The sequence below is a fragment of the Vibrio sp. 10N.261.52.A1 genome, assembly GCF_002876325.1.
Lineage (GTDB): Bacteria > Pseudomonadota > Gammaproteobacteria > Enterobacterales > Vibrionaceae > Vibrio > Vibrio chagasii.
In genome coordinates this window covers 1-627 of sequence record NZ_MCYD01001367.1, presented here as the reverse complement: position 1 = coordinate 627, position 627 = coordinate 1, and the positions used below count along the sequence as shown (strand labels likewise).

The window sequence follows — 627 nt, the reverse complement described above, 5'->3', positions numbered from 1 at the left end:
CTCTATTGCTCATATGAGTCTCCCATTAAAAAAAAGTTGAAATCATCAACTAAAAACACAAAAATTTGACGAAAAATAATATTCTTTCAAATTTTTTTGTTATATTTGCACAATATCGCTATTATTTGCAGACCTCAATCTCATTGTTGCCCTTATTTACAATTTAAGCAACTTTGAGAAGACTTCTGCAAGGAATGCACAAGCCGCTTTTGCTTAAAAAGTGCGCTTTCACTTTAATACGGAAATTAACGTTTTTTTGACCAAGGTTAGTACGCAAGCTACCGAGCTTCGTCTATTCTTGAGATTAATTTTCATCCTTAACTGATTTCGATCAGAAAAATTAACAGGTAGTCATTAATGTCTAAGCTAGTTTTAGTTTTAAACTGTGGTAGTTCTTCTCTTAAATTCGCTGTTGTTGATGCAGAAACAGGTGCAGAGCACCTAACTGGTCTTGCTGAGTGTCTAGGTCTTCCAGAAGCTCGTATGAAGTGGAAACTTGACGGCAAGCACGAAGCACAACTAGGCGCGGGCGCAGCTCACGTAGAAGCACTATCTTTCATGGTAGAAACTATTCTTGCTTCTAAGCCTGAGCTTAAAGCTAACCTTGGCGCTATCGGTCACCGTATC

General features: G+C 38.0%; 1 pseudogene. It reads left to right on the top strand.

Annotated elements, in window-relative coordinates:
- Positions 1–357: 357 nt before the first annotated feature.
- Positions 358–627, top strand: a pseudogene (locus tag BCT81_RS27845) (acetate kinase); the annotation flags it as partial.